The sequence below is a fragment of the Paractinoplanes lichenicola genome (assembly GCF_016785085.1).
In the GTDB taxonomy this organism is placed as follows: domain Bacteria; phylum Actinomycetota; class Actinomycetes; order Mycobacteriales; family Micromonosporaceae; genus Actinoplanes; species Actinoplanes lichenicola.
Genome location: NZ_JAENHO010000003.1, coordinates 738,784 through 754,024, shown reverse-complemented (window position 1 = coordinate 754,024; position 15,241 = coordinate 738,784). Strand labels below are relative to the sequence as shown.

At 72.6% G+C, this 15,241-nt stretch carries 15 protein-coding genes; 10 read left to right on the top strand and 5 right to left on the bottom strand.

Annotated features, from left to right (window positions below):
• Positions 1-16: 16 nt before the first annotated feature.
• Positions 17-1,138 carry an AI-2E family transporter gene (locus JKJ07_RS12695; RefSeq protein ID WP_438871392.1) on the top strand — a complete coding sequence of 374 codons (1,122 nt, stop codon included), beginning with the start codon at positions 17-19 and terminating at the stop codon, positions 1,136-1,138.
• On the opposite strand, the gene JKJ07_RS12690 is transcribed toward JKJ07_RS12695, so the two are convergent.
• Positions 1,113-1,919 carry an alpha/beta hydrolase gene (locus JKJ07_RS12690; protein ID WP_202991641.1) on the bottom strand — a complete coding sequence of 269 codons (807 nt, stop codon included), beginning with the start codon at positions 1,917-1,919 and terminating at the stop codon, positions 1,113-1,115. The genes JKJ07_RS12695 and JKJ07_RS12690 overlap by 26 nt on opposite strands.
• A 15-nt stretch (positions 1,920-1,934) precedes the next feature.
• On the bottom strand, positions 1,935-2,276 hold the full coding sequence (locus JKJ07_RS12685; protein WP_438871391.1) for an Rv1322 family protein: 342 nt from the start codon (positions 2,274-2,276) through the stop codon (positions 1,935-1,937).
• A gap of 96 nt (positions 2,277-2,372) precedes the next feature.
• Here JKJ07_RS12685 and JKJ07_RS12680 point away from each other — a divergent pair, with 96 nt between their 5' ends.
• The 3 genes from JKJ07_RS12680 to JKJ07_RS12670 are packed head-to-tail and all read left to right on the top strand — an operon-like array spanning position 2,373 to position 6,014.
• Entirely contained in the window at positions 2,373-3,863 is a 1,491-nt protein-coding gene (locus JKJ07_RS12680) for an aldehyde dehydrogenase family protein (protein ID WP_202991640.1), read from the top strand.
• A gap of 13 nt (positions 3,864-3,876) precedes the next feature.
• Entirely contained in the window at positions 3,877-4,524 is a 648-nt protein-coding gene (locus JKJ07_RS12675) for an ABC transporter ATP-binding protein (RefSeq protein WP_202991639.1), read from the top strand.
• The gene (locus JKJ07_RS12670) at positions 4,521-6,014 is read left to right on the top strand and encodes a DUF6297 family protein (RefSeq protein ID WP_202991638.1); all 1,494 of its coding nucleotides are present in this window, start codon (positions 4,521-4,523) and stop codon (positions 6,012-6,014) included. Before JKJ07_RS12675 ends, JKJ07_RS12670 begins: the two co-directional genes overlap by 4 nt.
• Before the next feature lie 18 nt (positions 6,015-6,032).
• On the opposite strand, the gene nucS is transcribed toward JKJ07_RS12670, so the two are convergent.
• Positions 6,033-6,692, bottom strand: coding sequence for an endonuclease NucS (nucS, locus tag JKJ07_RS12665; RefSeq protein WP_202991637.1), 660 nt, complete (start codon positions 6,690-6,692; stop codon positions 6,033-6,035).
• A 68-nt stretch (positions 6,693-6,760) separates the two neighbouring features.
• On the opposite strand from nucS, the gene JKJ07_RS12660 reads away from it, so the two are divergent.
• From JKJ07_RS12660 to JKJ07_RS12640, 5 genes are all read left to right on the top strand, one after another.
• The gene (locus JKJ07_RS12660) at positions 6,761-7,375 is read left to right on the top strand and encodes a DUF4126 domain-containing protein (protein ID WP_202991636.1); all 615 of its coding nucleotides are present in this window, start codon (positions 6,761-6,763) and stop codon (positions 7,373-7,375) included.
• Positions 7,376-7,384: 9 nt separating this feature from the next.
• On the top strand, positions 7,385-8,722 hold the full coding sequence (locus tag JKJ07_RS12655; RefSeq protein ID WP_202991635.1) for a hypothetical protein: 1,338 nt from the start codon (positions 7,385-7,387) through the stop codon (positions 8,720-8,722).
• A 57-nt stretch (positions 8,723-8,779) separates the two neighbouring features.
• Positions 8,780-11,380: an FtsK/SpoIIIE domain-containing protein gene (locus JKJ07_RS12650; protein ID WP_202991634.1), complete on the top strand. Its 2,601-nt coding sequence runs from the start codon at positions 8,780-8,782 to the stop codon at positions 11,378-11,380.
• A complete protein-coding gene (locus tag JKJ07_RS12645; RefSeq protein WP_202991633.1) occupies positions 11,367-12,119 on the top strand; it encodes a hypothetical protein in 753 nt (250 codons plus the stop codon). Before JKJ07_RS12650 ends, JKJ07_RS12645 begins: the two co-directional genes overlap by 14 nt.
• Before the next feature lie 160 nt (positions 12,120-12,279).
• Positions 12,280-13,569 carry a hemolysin family protein gene (locus JKJ07_RS12640; RefSeq protein ID WP_202991632.1) on the top strand — a complete coding sequence of 430 codons (1,290 nt, stop codon included), beginning with the start codon at positions 12,280-12,282 and terminating at the stop codon, positions 13,567-13,569.
• Here JKJ07_RS12640 and JKJ07_RS12635 read toward each other — a convergent pair.
• Positions 13,566-13,886: a hypothetical protein gene (locus tag JKJ07_RS12635; RefSeq protein ID WP_202991631.1), complete on the bottom strand. Its 321-nt coding sequence runs from the start codon at positions 13,884-13,886 to the stop codon at positions 13,566-13,568. The genes JKJ07_RS12640 and JKJ07_RS12635 overlap by 4 nt on opposite strands.
• 18 nt (positions 13,887-13,904) lie before the next feature.
• Positions 13,905-14,753: a 3-hydroxyacyl-CoA dehydrogenase family protein gene (locus JKJ07_RS12630; RefSeq protein ID WP_202991630.1), complete on the bottom strand. Its 849-nt coding sequence runs from the start codon at positions 14,751-14,753 to the stop codon at positions 13,905-13,907.
• Positions 14,754-14,889: 136 nt separating this feature from the next.
• Between JKJ07_RS12630 and JKJ07_RS12625 the strand changes: the two genes are divergently transcribed.
• Positions 14,890-15,228 carry a hypothetical protein gene (locus tag JKJ07_RS12625; protein ID WP_202991629.1) on the top strand — a complete coding sequence of 113 codons (339 nt, stop codon included), beginning with the start codon at positions 14,890-14,892 and terminating at the stop codon, positions 15,226-15,228.
• Positions 15,229-15,241: the final 13 nt, after the last annotated feature.

Sequence of the window (15,241 nt, the reverse complement as noted above, 5' to 3'; positions counted from 1 at the left end):
AGTGTGGAGGATCCGGGTGGCCACGGAAGACGACGAGACCCCGCGCGACGACGAGCCGCTGGAACCGGAGGCCGAGGAGCACCTCGCCGGGCGCTTCGGCCGGCCCGGCCCGCCGCTCGACCGCCGCAACCCGTTCATGATCGGCCTGCTGGGCGGACTGGGCGCCCTCCTGGCGTACGCGATCTACGGCGGCCTGGCCAACGCGTCGGGCATCCTCGTCCTGATCTTCATCGCGCTCTTCCTGGCGATTGGGCTCAACCCCGCGGTCGTCCGGCTGCGCAGCTGGGGTGTGCCGCGCGGGCTGGCCGTGGCGATCGTCGCGCTGTCGGTGGTGGCGCTGCTCGCGGGCGGCATCGTCGCGCTGATCCCGCCGCTGGTCAGCCAGACCACCCAACTCATCGAGAACGTGCCGGAATACATCCAGAGCCTGCAGCGCAACGAGACGATCAACGACCTGGTCCAGCGCTACGACATCCTCAACCGGGTGACCAGCGCGCTCAACCCGGGCACGGTGGGCGGCGCGGTCGGCGGGGTGGTCGGCGTGGGCCGGGTACTCGCGGGCACGATCTTCAACCTGCTGACCGTGCTGGTGCTGACGATCTACTTCATGGCCTCGTTCGACCGCATCCGCGAGACGGGCTACTCGCTCGTGCCGGCGTCCCGCCGGGTCCGCGTACGGCTGCTGACCGACGAGATCCTGACCAAGGTCGGGGCGTACATGGTCGGCGCGATCTCGATCGCCGTGCTGGCCGGCGCGAGCACCTGGCTGCTGGCCGTGATCCTCGGCCTGGCCTACCCGTTCGCCCTGGCCGTGGTCGTCGCCGTGACCGACCTGATCCCGCAGATCGGCGCCACGCTGGGAGCGGTGATCGTGAGCCTGGTCGGGTTCGCCTCGTCGCTGACCGACGGCATCGTCTGCGCCGTCTTCTTCCTGCTCTATCAGCAGATCGAGAACTACCTGATCTATCCGAACGTGATGCGCCGCTCGGTGAAGGTCAGCGACGTCGCCGCCGTGGTCGCGGCCCTGCTCGGTGTGGCGCTCTTCGGCGTGGTGGGTGCGCTGGTGGCGATCCCGATGGTGGCCGCCATCCAGCTGATCATGCGCGAGGTGGTCATTCCGAGCCAGGAGGCGAAGTAGGCATCGGCACGTCGCTGAACGCCGCGGTCGTCCGGTCCGCGTAGGCGTTCATGTCGCCCGTCTCCATCGGACCGTCCCACGTGCGGGGCAGCGGGATCTCGACGCCCGGCGCGACCCGCTTGACCACCTCGTCGAGCACCTTCTCGGCGTCGCCGACCCACAGGTGCTTGCCGCCCGGAATCGGCAGCACCTCGGCGTGCGGCACGGCGGCGAACCGCTCGGTGGCCTCGGCCGGGCGCAGGTAGTCGTCGAACTCGGGGACGATCGCGGTCAGCGGCTTGCCGTCGGCGGCCCACTCCTTGAGGTGCTCGGGCTGCGAATAGCGCAGGGGCGGCGAGAGCAGGATCGCGCCCGCCACCGCCGGGTCGAGCCCGTGCATGAGCGTCAGGTCGGTGCCGAACGACCAGCCCAGCAGCCAGATGTTCGGCAGGTCGGCGAACTCGGCGTATTCGATCGCGGCGGCCACGTCGAACTTCTCGTCGGCCCCGGCCGAGAACGTGCCCTCGCTGGTGCCGCGCACGCTGGACGTGCCGCGGGTGTTGAAGCGGAGCACGGCCAGCCCGGCCAGCGCGGGCAGCCGCCACGCCGCCTTGCGGAAGACGTGGCTGTCCATCATGCCGCCGTGGGTGGGCAGCGGGTGCAGGCAGACCAGCGTGGCCACCGGGTCGCGGTCGAGCGGGCGGGCCAGCTCGCCGACGAGGGTGAGGCCGTCGGCCGTCTCCAGCTCGATGTCCTCCCGGTGGGCGGGCAGGATCGAGTTGGCTCGGATGGGGTTGCTCATAGGAAAGATCCTCTACTACCCGTAGCGAGGTGCGTTGCGCGAGCGCTCGATGCCGGGGCCGCGCCGGTCGCGCGCCCGCCAGCAGCCGGTGTGCCAGTGCCGGCGGTCGGTCAGGTCGCCGCTGCCGTCGACCGGCCACGCCACCACGTGGGCCACGCCGGGACGGATCTCCTGCATGCACCCCGGGCACTTGTACGTCTTCACGGCGGCCCCGCCGAAGATCGAGCGGACCATCCACTCGCCGTCCTGCCACTGCTGAACGCCCTCGATGCCCTTGCGGACCCGCTCGTCGGTCAGCTCCGGCGGCGGCGTCACCCCGGCGTCGCGGCGGCGGGAGTGGTTACGGCGAGGGCTCACATTCACAAGCGTACGGGTGAGGCCGGTCACGAGCCGCTTGACGTGAGCCAAATCAGTTGATGACTCGCCGGTAACAAGCGAATTAGACTCGCGTTCATGACCGCTACCCGTGTGCCCGGCCTCCCGGTCGTCGAGGACGGCGTACTGATCTCCACGAACCCCGCCTCGGGCGCGGAGGCCGGCCGGGTGCCGGTGGCCGACGCCGAGGCCGTGAACGAGACGGTCCGCCGCGCCGCCGAGGCCGCGCGCTGGTGGCAGGCGCTCGGCTACGACGGCCGGCGCGAGCGGCTGCTGCGCTGGCGGTCGCTGATCGTGCGCCGCGTCGAGGAGCTGGCCACGCTGACCGGTCTCGAGACCGGCAAGCCGCACGCCGACGCGGCCGTCGAGGCCGTCGCCGCCGTCGAGCACCTCGACTGGGCCGCCCGCAACGCCAAGCGGGTGCTCGGGCCGCGCCGCATGCGCACCCGGCTGCTGGTGGCCGAGCACTCCGGGCACGTCGAATACCAGCCGTACGGGGTGGTCGGCGTGATCGGCCCGTGGAACTACCCCATCCTGACGCCGGTCGGGCCGATCAGCGGGGCCCTGGCCGCGGGCAACGCCGTGGTCTTCAAGCCGAGCGAATACACCCCGATCGTCGGCCAGTGGCTCGTCGACACGTTCGCCGAGGTGGTGCCCGAGCAGCCGGTGCTGCAGGCGGTGCACGGCCTGGGTGACGCCGGGGCCGCCCTGTGCCGCTCGGGCGTGGGCAAGATGGCGTTCACCGGCTCGACCGCCACGGCCAAGAAGGTGCTGGCGGCGTGCGCGGAAAACCTCGTACCGGCGGTGATCGAGGCGGGCGGCAAGGACGCGCTGATCGTCGACGCCGACGCCGACATCCCGGCCGCGGCCGAGGCGGCGGTCTGGGGCTCGATGACCAACGCCGGGCAGACCTGCATCGGCATCGAGCGGGTGTACGCGGTCGCCCCGATCTACGACGAGTTCGTCAGCGCCGTCACCGAGAAGGCGGCCAAGCTGCGGACGGGCGAGGAGATCGGCCCGATCACGATGCCGCGCCAGCTCGACATCATCCGCGACCACATCGACGACGCGCTGGCCAAGGGCGGCCGGGCGGTGCTGGGCGGGGCCGAGGCCGTGCAACCCCCGTACGTGGCGCCCACCGTGCTGGTCGACGTGCCGGCCGAGTCGAGCGAGATCCGCGACGAGACCTTCGGGCCCACGCTGACGATCACCAAGGTGGCCGACGCCGACAAGGCCCTCCAGAAGGCCAACGACACCCCGTACGGGCTGGGGGGTGCTGTCTTCGGCCGGAAGAACGCGCTGCGCATCGCCCGCCGGCTTCGCTCGGGGATGGTGGCGGTCAACTCCACGCTCAGCTTCGTCGGCATGGGCAACCTTCCGTTCGGCGGCGTGGGCGAGTCCGGTTTCGGGCGCATCCACGGCGAGGACGGGCTGCGCGAGTTCGCCCGGTCCAAGTCCATTACCGTACGCCGGGGTCCGTCGGTGCTGCCCGCGATGACCTTCGAGCGCACCCCGGCCCAGGTCGGCGCCATCATCAAGGCCCTCAGAATCCTCTACGGGCGGAAGTAGTAACGTCCCTGAAGTGGTGGATCACCCCGCTGTCGAGGTCGACGGCCTGCATGTCGGCTACGGCTCCACACCGGTGCTCGTCGGGGTCTCGCTGACCGTGCCGGCCGGCGGGGGCGTCTGCGTGGTCGGCGAGAACGGCATCGGCAAGTCGACGCTGCTGCGCTGCGTGAGCGGCCTGCAGCAGCCCGACGAGGGCACGATCCAGGTCTTCGGCGGCGACCCGGGCGCCACCCCCGAGTTCTGGCGGGCCGTGGTGACCACGGTCGAGCCCCCGACCTGGTATCCGGGGCTGACCGCGCGCGAGCACGCCGAGCTGGTCTGCCGCGCGCACGGGCAGGACCCTTCCTCGGCCGGGGTGGACGAGGCCCTGGAGCGGTTCGGCCTGGCCGGGCACGCCGACGCGATCCCGCCGCAGCTGTCGTCGGGGCAGAAACAGCGGCTCGTGCTGGCCATCGCGCTGCTGCGGCCCAGCTCGCTGCTGATCCTCGACGAGCCCGAGCAGCGCCTCGACCGCGAGGGCCGGGCCGACGTGGCGGGCCTGCTGGCCGACTACGTCGCGGGCGGCGGCTCGCTGCTGATGGCCAGCCACGACGACGCCTTCGCGCTCGCCTCCGGGGCCGAGGTCACCACGATGGAGTCGCTGAGCGCGGGCACGCCGTGACCGTCGTCCCCCTTTCCCCCGTACGGCGGTGGATCAGCCGCACCCAGTCGTCGCACCGCGAGCGTGGCGCCACCCTGAACAGCCTGTACATCGGCGCGCTGACCATCGCGATCATCGGCGGGATGCTGCACCGGCAGGTCGCCGCGATCTTCTGGCCGTCCGCGCCGGACGCCTCGGCGCTGACCGCCGGGTCGCTCGTCGCCGTCTGTTACGGGCTGCTCTATCTGGCGCTGCGCCGGTTCGGGCCGCTCGCGCTGAGCCGGGCCGCCGCCTCCTGGCTGTTGACGGCCCCGGTCAGCCGGCGCCGGCTGCTGCTGCCCTCGCTGCGGCTGACCGGCATCGCCGCCGCACTGCTGGGCGGGCTGGCCGCGCTGGCGATCGCCGGGCACGCCGCGCCCCGGTCCGAGGCCGGCGACGAGGTCGCCCTGCTGGTCACCGGCGGCGCGCTCGTCGGGCTGGTGCTGCTGCTGGTGGCGACGGCCGCGCAGGCCGGCGGCCGGTGGGGCGACGCCCTCGACCGGCTGGCCGGCCTGGTCTTCGCGGCCGGGCTGGCCGGCCTGGTCACCGCGGCCACGCTCGACCGGCCCGCGGTGATCACGCAGTGGCCCCCGATCTCGGCGCTGCTCCCGGTCGTGGGCGCGGTCGCGCTAGTCGTGATCGTGGCGCTCGCCCTGGTGATCCGGGGGCTGGCGGCGACGCCGAGCGACCGCGTCCTCGACGCCTCGCGCACCGCGGGCACCCTGTTCGACACGGCGTTCGGCATGGAACCGTCGTTCCTGACCGACATGATCGAGCGCCGCTTCTGGGCCCGGCGCCGGCTGCGCTCGACCCCGCTCTTCCCGCGGCTGCCGGTGCTGGTCGCGCAGGATCTGCTGCTGACGCTGCGGCGCCGCACCCGTTTGCTGTGGCTGCTGCTGACGGCCGCGCTGCCGGTGCTGCTGGGCGGGGCGCCGGGCTGGGTGCTGGGCGCGGCGGTGCTGGCTGGCTGCCTGATCGCCGGCCTGACCGCGAGCGGCAACGTCAAGACCGACGCGGGCAACCCGGTGCTGCTGCGGCTGCTCGGGCTGTCGTCCCGCCAGGCCGTCCTGCAACGGCTGTGGGTGCCCGGCGTGCTGGCCGGGCTGTGGGCGGCGATCGCGCTGACCACCCTCGACCTGCTGGGCGACCTCGCCGCCGGCCCATGGTGGGCGCTGGGCCTGACCCTCGGCCCGGTCGGCGCGGCGGCCGCGGTGCACCGGGCCCGGGTCGGCTTCGTCCGCAACGAGCTGCTGCCGCTGGACACCCCGATGGGCACCCTCTCGACCGGCCCGCTGGTCAACGCCGTGATGGGCCCCGACATGCTGCTGCTGGGCATCCCGGCCTGGATCGCCATCGGCTCGGGCGAGCTCACCCCGACCCTCTTGCTGCTCCAGGCCATCATCGGCGTCGGCGGCGCCCGCATCTACCTGTCCGGCACGACCGGCGACGACCGCACCGAACTGTCGAACTGACTCAGAACGCGATCGCCATCAAAACAGGGTCAATTCGTCGCGTTCCATGCCGCGGAGTTTGTCGTAGTCGACTACCACGCAGCGGATGCCGCGGTCGGTGGCGAGGACGCGGGCCTGCGGCTTGATCTCCTGCGCGGCGAAGACGCCCTGGACCGGGGCGAGCAGCGGGTCGCGATTCATCAGTTCGAGGTAGCGGGTGAGCTGCTCGACGCCGTCGATCTCGCCGCGGCGTTTGACCTCGACCGCGACCGAGACGCCGGCCGGGTCCTTGAGCAGCAGGTCGACCGGGCCGATGGCGGTCATGAACTCGCGCCGGACCAGGGTGTGGCCCTCGCCGAACGTCTCCGGGTGGGCCGCCAGCAGCTCCTGCAGGTGAGCCTCGACACCGTCCTTGACCAGGCCGGGATCGACCCCCAACTCGTACGAGGTGTCTTGGAAGATCTCCTCGAGGGTGATCCGCAGCTCCTCGCCGGCCTTGTTGACGACCTTCCACACGCCGGGCGCCTCCTGCAGCTTGCAGGGCGGGCTCATCCAGTTCAGGGGCTTGTAGGCACGGTCGTCGGCGTGGATCGAGACCGAGCCGTCGGCCTTGACCATCACCAGCCGGACGGCCGTGGGCAGGTGGGCGGACAGCCGGCCGACATAGTCGACAGAGCACTTCGCGATGACCAGACGCACCGCACGACAGTACCGGACCCTCTTAGGCTCGACGGGCGGCGCTCGCGTGGGTTTGTCATCCTGAAGCCGTGCTCGAAGCGCTGACCGGCACCGGCCTGGCCGCATCCGCCGGACTCAATGCCTACATCCCCCTGCTCACGATGGGCGTGCTGGCCCGATACACCGACACGATCGACCTGCCCACCGGCTGGGACTGGCTGTCCAACGGCTGGACGCTGCTGATCCTGGCCCTGCTGCTGGCGATCGAGGTGGTGGCGGACAAGGTGCCGGTAGTCGATCACGTGAACGACGTGGTGCAGACCGTGGTCCGGCCGACCGCGGGCGGCCTGGCGTTCGGCGCGGGCTCCTCGTCCGAGACGGTCACGGTCAGCGACCCCGGCTCGTTCTTCGGGTCGCACCAGTGGGTGCCGATCGCGGTCGGGGTGGTCATCGCGCTCGTCGTGCACGGCGTGAAGGCGTCCTCCCGCCCAGTGGTGAACGCCACTACGGCCGGCTTCGGCGCCCCCGTGGCCAGCACGGCGGAAGACATCGGCAGCGTCGTGATGTCCGTTCTGGCCATCCTCTTGCCGGTATTGGTCCTGGTCGGACTGTTGCTGATGGTCCTCGCGGGGGTCTGGGTGGTGCGCCGGCGGCGACGTAAGAAGGCTCTCGTCGCTACCGGCGCGCCGCGGCTGGGTGATTGACTCTTCGCCGTGCCCGCCCTCGCCGTCGTCGCTTTCGCCCTCGCCTGGTGGGCCGCCTGCTATCTGGCCGGTCGTGACCCGATGCGACAGGCGGCGCTGCGGGCGGCCGGCGCGCTGCTCGCGTACGCGGGCGGGGTGGCACTGTGGACCGTCGACCCGCGCGGCACGGCGGCCGAGGTGTTGCTCTGCGTGCCCGCCCTGCTCTGGGCCGGGGCCACGGTGGCGCTGCTGCCGTCCTCGGTTCCCGAGCGCCGCCAGATCGACCTGGGCTGGCTGATCCTGGCCGGGGCGTTCCTGGTCACGCTGGTCGTGCTGCCGTCGGCCGTCCGGCTGATCGTGCTGGCGCCGCTGGCCGGCGGCCTGTTGCTGCTCTGGCGGTTCCGCGATCAGGTGCGCCCGCCGATGGTGACCGCCGCGCTCACCGTCGCCGCCGCCCTGTACGCGCTGGCCCTGGCCGCCCTGCTGCTGCCGATCAGCCTGGGCCGCCCCGGCCTGGCCCTGGCCGCGATGGGCCTCGACCTGCTCATCCTCGGGTTCCTGATCGCCGTCTCGGACGCGCTCGACGTGGGCGAGCGGCTGCGCCCCGACCTGACCCGCTCGGCCACCGCCGCCGTCGTCGTGACCGTCCTGGTCGGCGGGCCGGCCGCGGTCACCTTGGTCGCGGTGGACGACACCGTCGTCACGGTCCTGCAGTTCCTGCTGGTCGCGGCGGCGATGTCGGTGGCCGGGCTGGAGGGTCCGGTGCGGCGCGGGCTCGACGTGCTCGCGTTCCGCGGCGAGGAGCGGCTGCGGCAGGACAGATCGGCCCTGCTGTTGCTGGCCGAGGCGCTGCCCCGGCGCCGGCAGCGGCACCGGCTGCTGGCCACCGGCGAGGACGAGTTCCTGCGGTTCGCGCGGCAGGCGCTCGACAACTACGGCGACCTCGGCCGGCTGATGCGCAGCCCGCTGACCGACCTGCCCGCCGTCGACCGGCGGCTCCGCGGGCGCGCGCTCGACCAGCCGCTCGAGCGGGCGGTGGAGCTGCGGGCGCTGCTCCAGGACAAGATCGATCGGCTGCGCCCGGCGGGGGCGTTCGAGACGACCGACGAGTGGCGGCACTACAACGCGTTGCACTTCTGCACCGTGCTCGGGCTCAACCCGTACGGGCGGAAACTCCGGACCGACGGGCTGGACCGGGACGCACGGCAGGCGCTCGACTGGATGCGCCGCTATGTGCCCCGCGGCACCCTGCGGCGCTGGCACAACGAGGCGGCCGCGCTGGTCGCGGCCCGGCTCTGGGACGAGCTGATCACCACCGACCCGCGGCTCGTGGCCCGGCAGCGAAGCACCCCGACACGCAGCACATAATCCGACGCTTCGGGCGAAAATAGGTAAAATCCCCCAACGTGAATTTCGGGGGGTCGTGTGGGTAACCACCGCAACGCGCTGGTCGCCGCCGTCCGGCAGGAGTTGGCCGAGGCGCGCGGAGCGGCCCGGGTGGTGCTGGCCGAGGCCGAGACGGCCCGGGGCGAGGCACAGACCCGGCGGCAGCTCGTGCGCGACGCGTATTCGACCTGCCTCAACCAGCTGGCCGAGGCGCGCGACTCGGCCCGCCGCGACATCCAGCGCCGCTTCCAGTTCGAGTCGTCGCGGCTGGCCGGCAACGTGCGGCAGCTGGCCGCCCGCAACGCCACCGGGGCGGCCGGGCTGCCCTGGCGCATGTGGTCGCCGACCGAGCCCGAGCCCGGCGCCCGCCCCGGCCTGCTCCGGATCGGCACGCTGACCCTGGACGACACGGCCGCCCTGCCCGCGCTCGTCCCGTTCCTCGACGCGGCCCACGTCAACCTGGACGGGCCGGCCGAGACCGCCGACGGCGTGATCACCGGCCTGCTGCTGCGCGCGCTCGGCACCACCCGCCCGGGGGACGTCGAGCTGACCGTCTACGACCCCGAATACCTGGGCGGCACGCTGGCGTCGTTCGCCCCGCTGGGCATCTCGTTCGTCGGGCCGGGCGGGCTCGGGCCGGCCCTCGACGAGCTGGTCGAGCACATCTGCCGGGTCAACGAGACCGTGCTGGCCGGCGAATACCAGTCGCTGGCCGACCTGACCGCGGCCACTCCCGGCCCGCGGCCCGAGCCGTGGCGGGTGGTCGTGCTGCTGGCCGACTCGGCCACGACCGAGGAGCTGACCAACGCCCAGCGGGCCCAGCTCGACCGGATCGTGCGCACCGGGGTCTCGTGTGGAGTGCACCTTCTCGTACGGGGTCTCGAGCTCGCCGAGCACCCGACCGTGCGCCGCCTGCAGGTGCGCGACCAGACCGCGACCTGCGACATCACCGGCGACCTGGAGATCCGCCTCGACCCCGCGCCGCCCGCCGACCGGGTCGCCGCCTTCTGCCGGGCCACCGCCGAGCGCCTGCGGGCCGGCCCGCCCCCGGCCCGCCTGTCCGACCTGGAGCCGCGCGAATTCTGGGCCGAGTCGTCGGCGCACGGGCTGGTCGCGCCGGTCGGCGACAGCACCGACGGCTCGCTGATCGAGGTGCCGCTGGGCGACGACCCGCCGCACGCGCTGATCGGCGGGCCGTCCGGGTCGGGCAAGACCAACCTCCTGTACGCATGGCTGGCCGCCCTGTCCACCCGCTACGGCCCCGAGGAGCTCGCGCTCTATCTGCTCGACTTCAAGGAGGGCGTGTCGTTCGCGCGGTTCGTGCCGGGGCCACGCGACCCGGGCTGGCTGCCCCAGGTGCGTCTGGCCGGCATCAACGTCAACGGCGACCGCGAGTTCGGGCTGGCCATGCTGCGGCACCTGAGCGAGGAGCTGCGCACCCGGGCCCAGGCGGCCAAGCGGTTCGACGCGTCCAAGCTGGCCGAGCTGCGCGCGGAGGACCCGGACGGGCACTGGCCCCGCATCGTCGCGGTCATCGACGAGTTCCAGGTGCTGCTGGCCGGCCGGGACGCGGTCGCCGACGAGGCCGTGGCCCTGCTCGAGGACCTGGCCCGCCGGGGCCGCTCGCAGGGCATCCACCTGATCCTGGCCAGCCAGGACGTGAGCGGCATCGAGGCGCTGTGGGGCCGCTCCGGTCTGATCGGGCAGTTCACGCTGCGGATCGCCCTGCCCAAGGCCCGCCGCATCCTGGCCGACGACAACCTGGCGGCCGCGGTGATCCCGCGCTTCCACGCCGTCGTCAACGCCCAGTCCGGCGCGTCCGGGGCCAACCAGATCGTCCGGCTGCCCGACGCGGGCGACCGGCTGGTCTGGCGCAGCCTGCAACGGCGGCTGTGGCGCGACCGGCCCGACGGCTGCGAGGAGCCCCGCCTCTTCGACGGCGACGCCGTGCCGCTGCTGCCCGAGAGCTGCCGCCCGGCCGGTCCGGTGCCCAGCGCCGCCCACCCCGTCGGCTCCTCCCCCGGCGCGGTGCTGGGCGAGCGCATCGACGTGGCGGCGCGACCGGCCCGGCTCCGGCTGGGGCGCATGCCGGGCCGCAACCTGGCGGTGCTCGGGACCCGTACGGACGAGGCCTGTGACATCCTCGCCGCGGCCGCGTTGTCGCTGGCCGCGCAGGGCCCCGCGCACTTCAGCATCGTCTGCCTGGACACCGACGCGGCCCGGCCGGCGGCCCGCCTGATCGCCGAGCTACCCTCGGCCGACTGGTGCGACGCGCTGCCCGAGACGACGCTGCTCGACGTGCCGCACTACGTGATCGGCTACGCCCTCGACGCCGGCGCCGACCAGTCCGTGCTCCGCCGGCTCGTCACCGAGGGCCCGGAGCAGCGCACCCACGTGCTCGGCTGGTGGCGTTCGGTGGCCCGGCTGCGCGACTCGCTGGGCGGACTGGGGGCCCGGCTCGACCCGATCGGGGCCTGGGTCGCCCTCGACGTGCAGGGCGCTGACCTGGCCCCGCTCTATCCGCAGCCCGGCGGTCCGGCCTGGTATCCGCGCACCCGGCGGGCCCTGTTCTTCGACCGCTCGGTGCACCGCACACCCGAAGTCATCGTCCCGTACGAGGTGAACAGTGACCACACGTGACCGTCAGCCGATCGGCCGCGACTATCAGCTGATGGTGAGCGCGCTGGCCGAGGCGACCCGGCGCCGGGATCACGAGCTGGGCAACGCCGAGCAGGCCTATCAGGAGAGCTCGGCCCAGGCCGCGGGAGAGTTGGCCCGGGCCGAGGGGGACGCGCTGTCGGCCGACCGCTGGGCCGGGGCGGCGGCGGCCCAGGTGCTCGACATCGACCGCGAGGCGGCCCGGCTCTGGGACCAGCTGCGCCGGGCCCGCGGCCTGCGGGTGCGCGCGATCGGCGAGCTGCCGGAGCCGGCCGCGGCCGAGTCGCTGCCGCGGGCGGCGCTGCCGCGGCACGAGTCGGGTTCGGAGCGGCCGCCGGTGCCCCGGCAGTCGCCGCGAGCCCTGCTGGCCCGGGCGGCCGAACGGATCGACCACACCATCCGGCCCGCCGGGCGGCGCGCGCTGCCCCGCTGGGCGCTGCCGTTGCTGCCGCTGCTGGGCGCGCTCATCGCGGCGATGGCCGGCCTGGTCGGCTCGGGGCTGGTCACCTTCGGCAGCACCGGCATCTGGGGCGGGGCGGTGATCCGCGGGCTGGGCTGGCTGGCCTTCCTGGTGGCGCCGTCGGCCGGGGTGCCGGTGGCGGCGTTCTGCGCGCATCGCCGGCTGCAGGCGCGGCTCGACATCGGCGGCATCGGGCTGACCCTGCTGGGCGGCATGGTCGCGGCCACGCTGATGTCCCTGGCGTTCGCTTCAAACCACTGATCCGCCGTCCGCTGTCCCTGGCGTTCGCCTCGACCCACTGATTCGCCGTCCGCCAAAATGTCACTCCGCGGAGCGAGCCATCGCCCGGTTCTGACAGGCTTGACCTTTACCGTCGGCGGGTAACACGGCGGGATCACAATCGAAGGGGTTGGTCGCCGCCATGGGCGGATATGGCTGGCAGATCGTGCTCGTCGTCGTGCTGGTGCTGCTCAACGCGGCGTTCTCCGGCAGCGAGATGGCGCTGATCTCGCTGCGGGACAGTCAGCTGCAGCGGCTCGAGCGACAGAGCCGCACCGGCCGCACGCTCGCCAAGCTGGCCCGCGACCCCAACCGGTTCCTCGCCACCATCCAGATCGGCATCACGCTGGCCGGCTTCCTGGCCTCGGCCTCGGCCGCGGTGTCGCTGGCCAAGCCGCTGACCGGCCCCCTGGATTTCCTGGGCACGGCGGCCGAGCCGGTGTCGATCGTGCTGGTCACCATCGTGCTGACCTTCTTCACGCTGGTGATCGGCGAGCTCGCCCCCAAGCGCATCGCGATGCAGCGCGCCGAGGGCTGGGCGATGCTGGTGGCCCGCCCGCTCGACATGCTGGCCTCGCTGTCGCGGCCCGTGGTCTGGCTGCTCGGCAAGTCGACCGACATGGTCGTCCGGCTGACCGGCGCCGACCCGAACGCGGCCCGCGAGGAGGTGACCACCGAGGAGATCCGCGACCTGGTCACCCAGCAGCAGGAGTTCACGCCCGAGCAGCGCACGATCATCAGCGGCGCGTTCGAGATCGCCGACCGGATCCTGCGCGAGATCCTCGTGCCCCGGCGCGACGTGCTCATCGTCGGCGGCGAGGCGCACTCGCACGAGGCCCTGGCCCAGCTGATCGCGGGCGGTCACTCGCGGGCGCCGGTCACCGGGCCGATGGGCCTCGACGACGTGCTCGGCGTGGTGCACCTGCGCGATCTGATCAACGCCCAGGGTCCCGTACGAGATCACATGTACGCGCCTTTGTTCCTGCCCGAGACGCTCAAGGTGTCGGACGCGATGAAGCAGATGCGGGTCCAGCGCCAGCAGCTCGCGCTGGTCGTGGACGAGCGCGGCGCCATCGACGGCATCGTGACCATGGAGGACCTGGTCGAGGAGGTCGTGGGCGAGATCTACGACGAGACCGACCGCGACGTGCAGTCGGTGGTGCGCGAGCCCGACGGCTCGATGCTGCTGCCCGGCACGTTCCCGATCCACGACCTGCCCGACATCGGCGTCGACGTCGAGCACCTGGACGAGGGCGACTACACGACGGTGGCCGGCCTGGTGCTGGCCCACCTCGGGCACATCCCCACCGAGCCGGGCGAGTCCGTGCAGGTCGACGGGCACACGGCCGAGGTCGTCGAGGTCACCGGCCGGGCGATCACCAAGATCCGGTTGCGGGTGGCCCCGCGCGAGCTCGAGGAGCAGGACGCCTAGGCGTCCTTGTATCCCACCGACAGCACGGCGTGCGCGACCAGGATGGCCTGCTCCTTGGAGTCGTACGGGCCCAGGCGCAGCTCGACCGTGTGAGTGCCGAAGACGGCGCGCACGGTCCAGCTGTTCGGGTGCCGGTCGTCCTCGCGGCTGTGGTTGACGACGACCTGCGTGGCCGCCCGCACGTTCACGGCCGACCAGCGCTCGTCCGACCCCGGGGGCCACGCGCGGAACCAGCCCGGGGCGACCGCCAAGGCCTCCTTGCTGGCCTCGGCGAGCGCCCACTGCATCTCTTCGGGCCCTGGTCCCGTATTCGCCATACGGAAATAATAGGACCTTTAGTACGTATAGAAGCCCTTACCGGTCTTCCGGCCCAGGTCGCCCGCCTGCACCATGCGCTGCAGCAGCTCCGGCGGGAAGAACTTCTCGTCCGCGGTGTCGCGGTAGATGTTCGTCGCCGCGTTGAGCATGACGTCGAGGCCGGTCAGGTCGACCGTGGCCAGCGGGCCCATCGAGTGGCCGAAGCCCAGCTTCATCACGGTGTCGAGGTCGGCCGCGCTGACCACGCCCGACTCGACCAGCTGGACCGCCTCGACCAGTATCGCGCTGAACAGGCGGTTGGAGACGAAGCCGGCCACGTCCCGCTTGACCTCGACGCAGGTCTTGCCGACCTCCTCCGCGAACGCCCGGGCGGCGGCCAGCGTCTCGTCGGAGGTCTGATAGCCCCGGACGAGCTCGACCAGCTTCATCATCGGCACCGGCGAGAAGAAGTGGATGCCGACCACCGACTCGGGCCGCTGCGTGACGGTCGCGATCTGGGTGATCGGGATGGCCGACGTGTTCGTGCCGAGCACGGCGTCGGCCTTGCAGATCTTGTCGAGGGTGCGGAAGACGTCGTGCTTGGCCTCGACCTTCTCGTAGATGGCCTCGACCACCACGTCGGCGTCGGCGGCCGCGTCGAGGTCGGTGGTGGGAGTGATCCGGCCCAGGGTGGCCTCGGCCTCCTCCTCGGTGATCTTGCCCTTGGCCGCGAACCGGCTCAGCGAGTCACGGATCGCCACCATGCCGCGGCCGGTCGCCGCGTCGTCCACGTCCCGCATCGTGACGTGCCAGCCGGCCTGCGCCGAGACCTGCGCGATGCCGGAACCCATCAGCCCGGAGCCGATGACCGCGAGTCGACCCGCCATGTGTGCTTCTCCCTCGACGTCGAGAACAACAGGCTCACATTAGCCGGGTTACTGAACGGAAACTCAGCCCAGGGGGTGCCGCCCGATCGGGGCAATTTCGGGGAAAAAGCGCACGTACCGGTGCGAGACTATGCCCATGGCGTCGGGCAACGGCTGGTACCTCATCGGGCCGCTGATCGCCGTAGGCCTGGTCGGCCTGCTCGGCGCGGTCTTCTGGCGGATGGGCCTGCAGTGGACGCTCGCGACGGAACCCGAGGCGGGCACCGGGCTGGCCATCTTCGGCGACTCCGACGACTACGGCCTGCTCTGCCCGGCCGCGGTCACCACCGACGCCGAGGTGGCCGACGAGATCCGGCAGCTCCTCGGCGAGGCGGGCATCAGAGCGACCCACACGTACGACCGGGAGGGCCGCACCATCGTGCTGGTCTTCGCCGAGCACGTCGAGACGGCCCGGCGGCTGGTCGGCTCGGTCTAGCCCGCTTTCGCCG

Bases quoted from the DNA above. Each gene is read 5' to 3' on its own strand.
- JKJ07_RS12630 (WP_202991630.1), bottom strand. From the start codon at position 14,753: ATGGCGGGTCGACTCGCGGTCATCGGCTCCGGGCTGATGGGTTCCGGC.
- JKJ07_RS12635 (WP_202991631.1), bottom strand. From the start codon at position 13,886: ATGGCGAATACGGGACCAGGGCCCGAAGAGATGCAGTGGGCGCTCGCC.
- JKJ07_RS12625 (WP_202991629.1), top strand. From the start codon at position 14,890: ATGGCGTCGGGCAACGGCTGGTACCTCATCGGGCCGCTGATCGCCGTA.
- JKJ07_RS12690 (WP_202991641.1), bottom strand. From the start codon at position 1,919: ATGAGCAACCCCATCCGAGCCAACTCGATCCTGCCCGCCCACCGGGAG.
- JKJ07_RS12680 (WP_202991640.1), top strand. From the start codon at position 2,373: ATGACCGCTACCCGTGTGCCCGGCCTCCCGGTCGTCGAGGACGGCGTA.
- JKJ07_RS12640 (WP_202991632.1), top strand. From the start codon at position 12,280: ATGGGCGGATATGGCTGGCAGATCGTGCTCGTCGTCGTGCTGGTGCTG.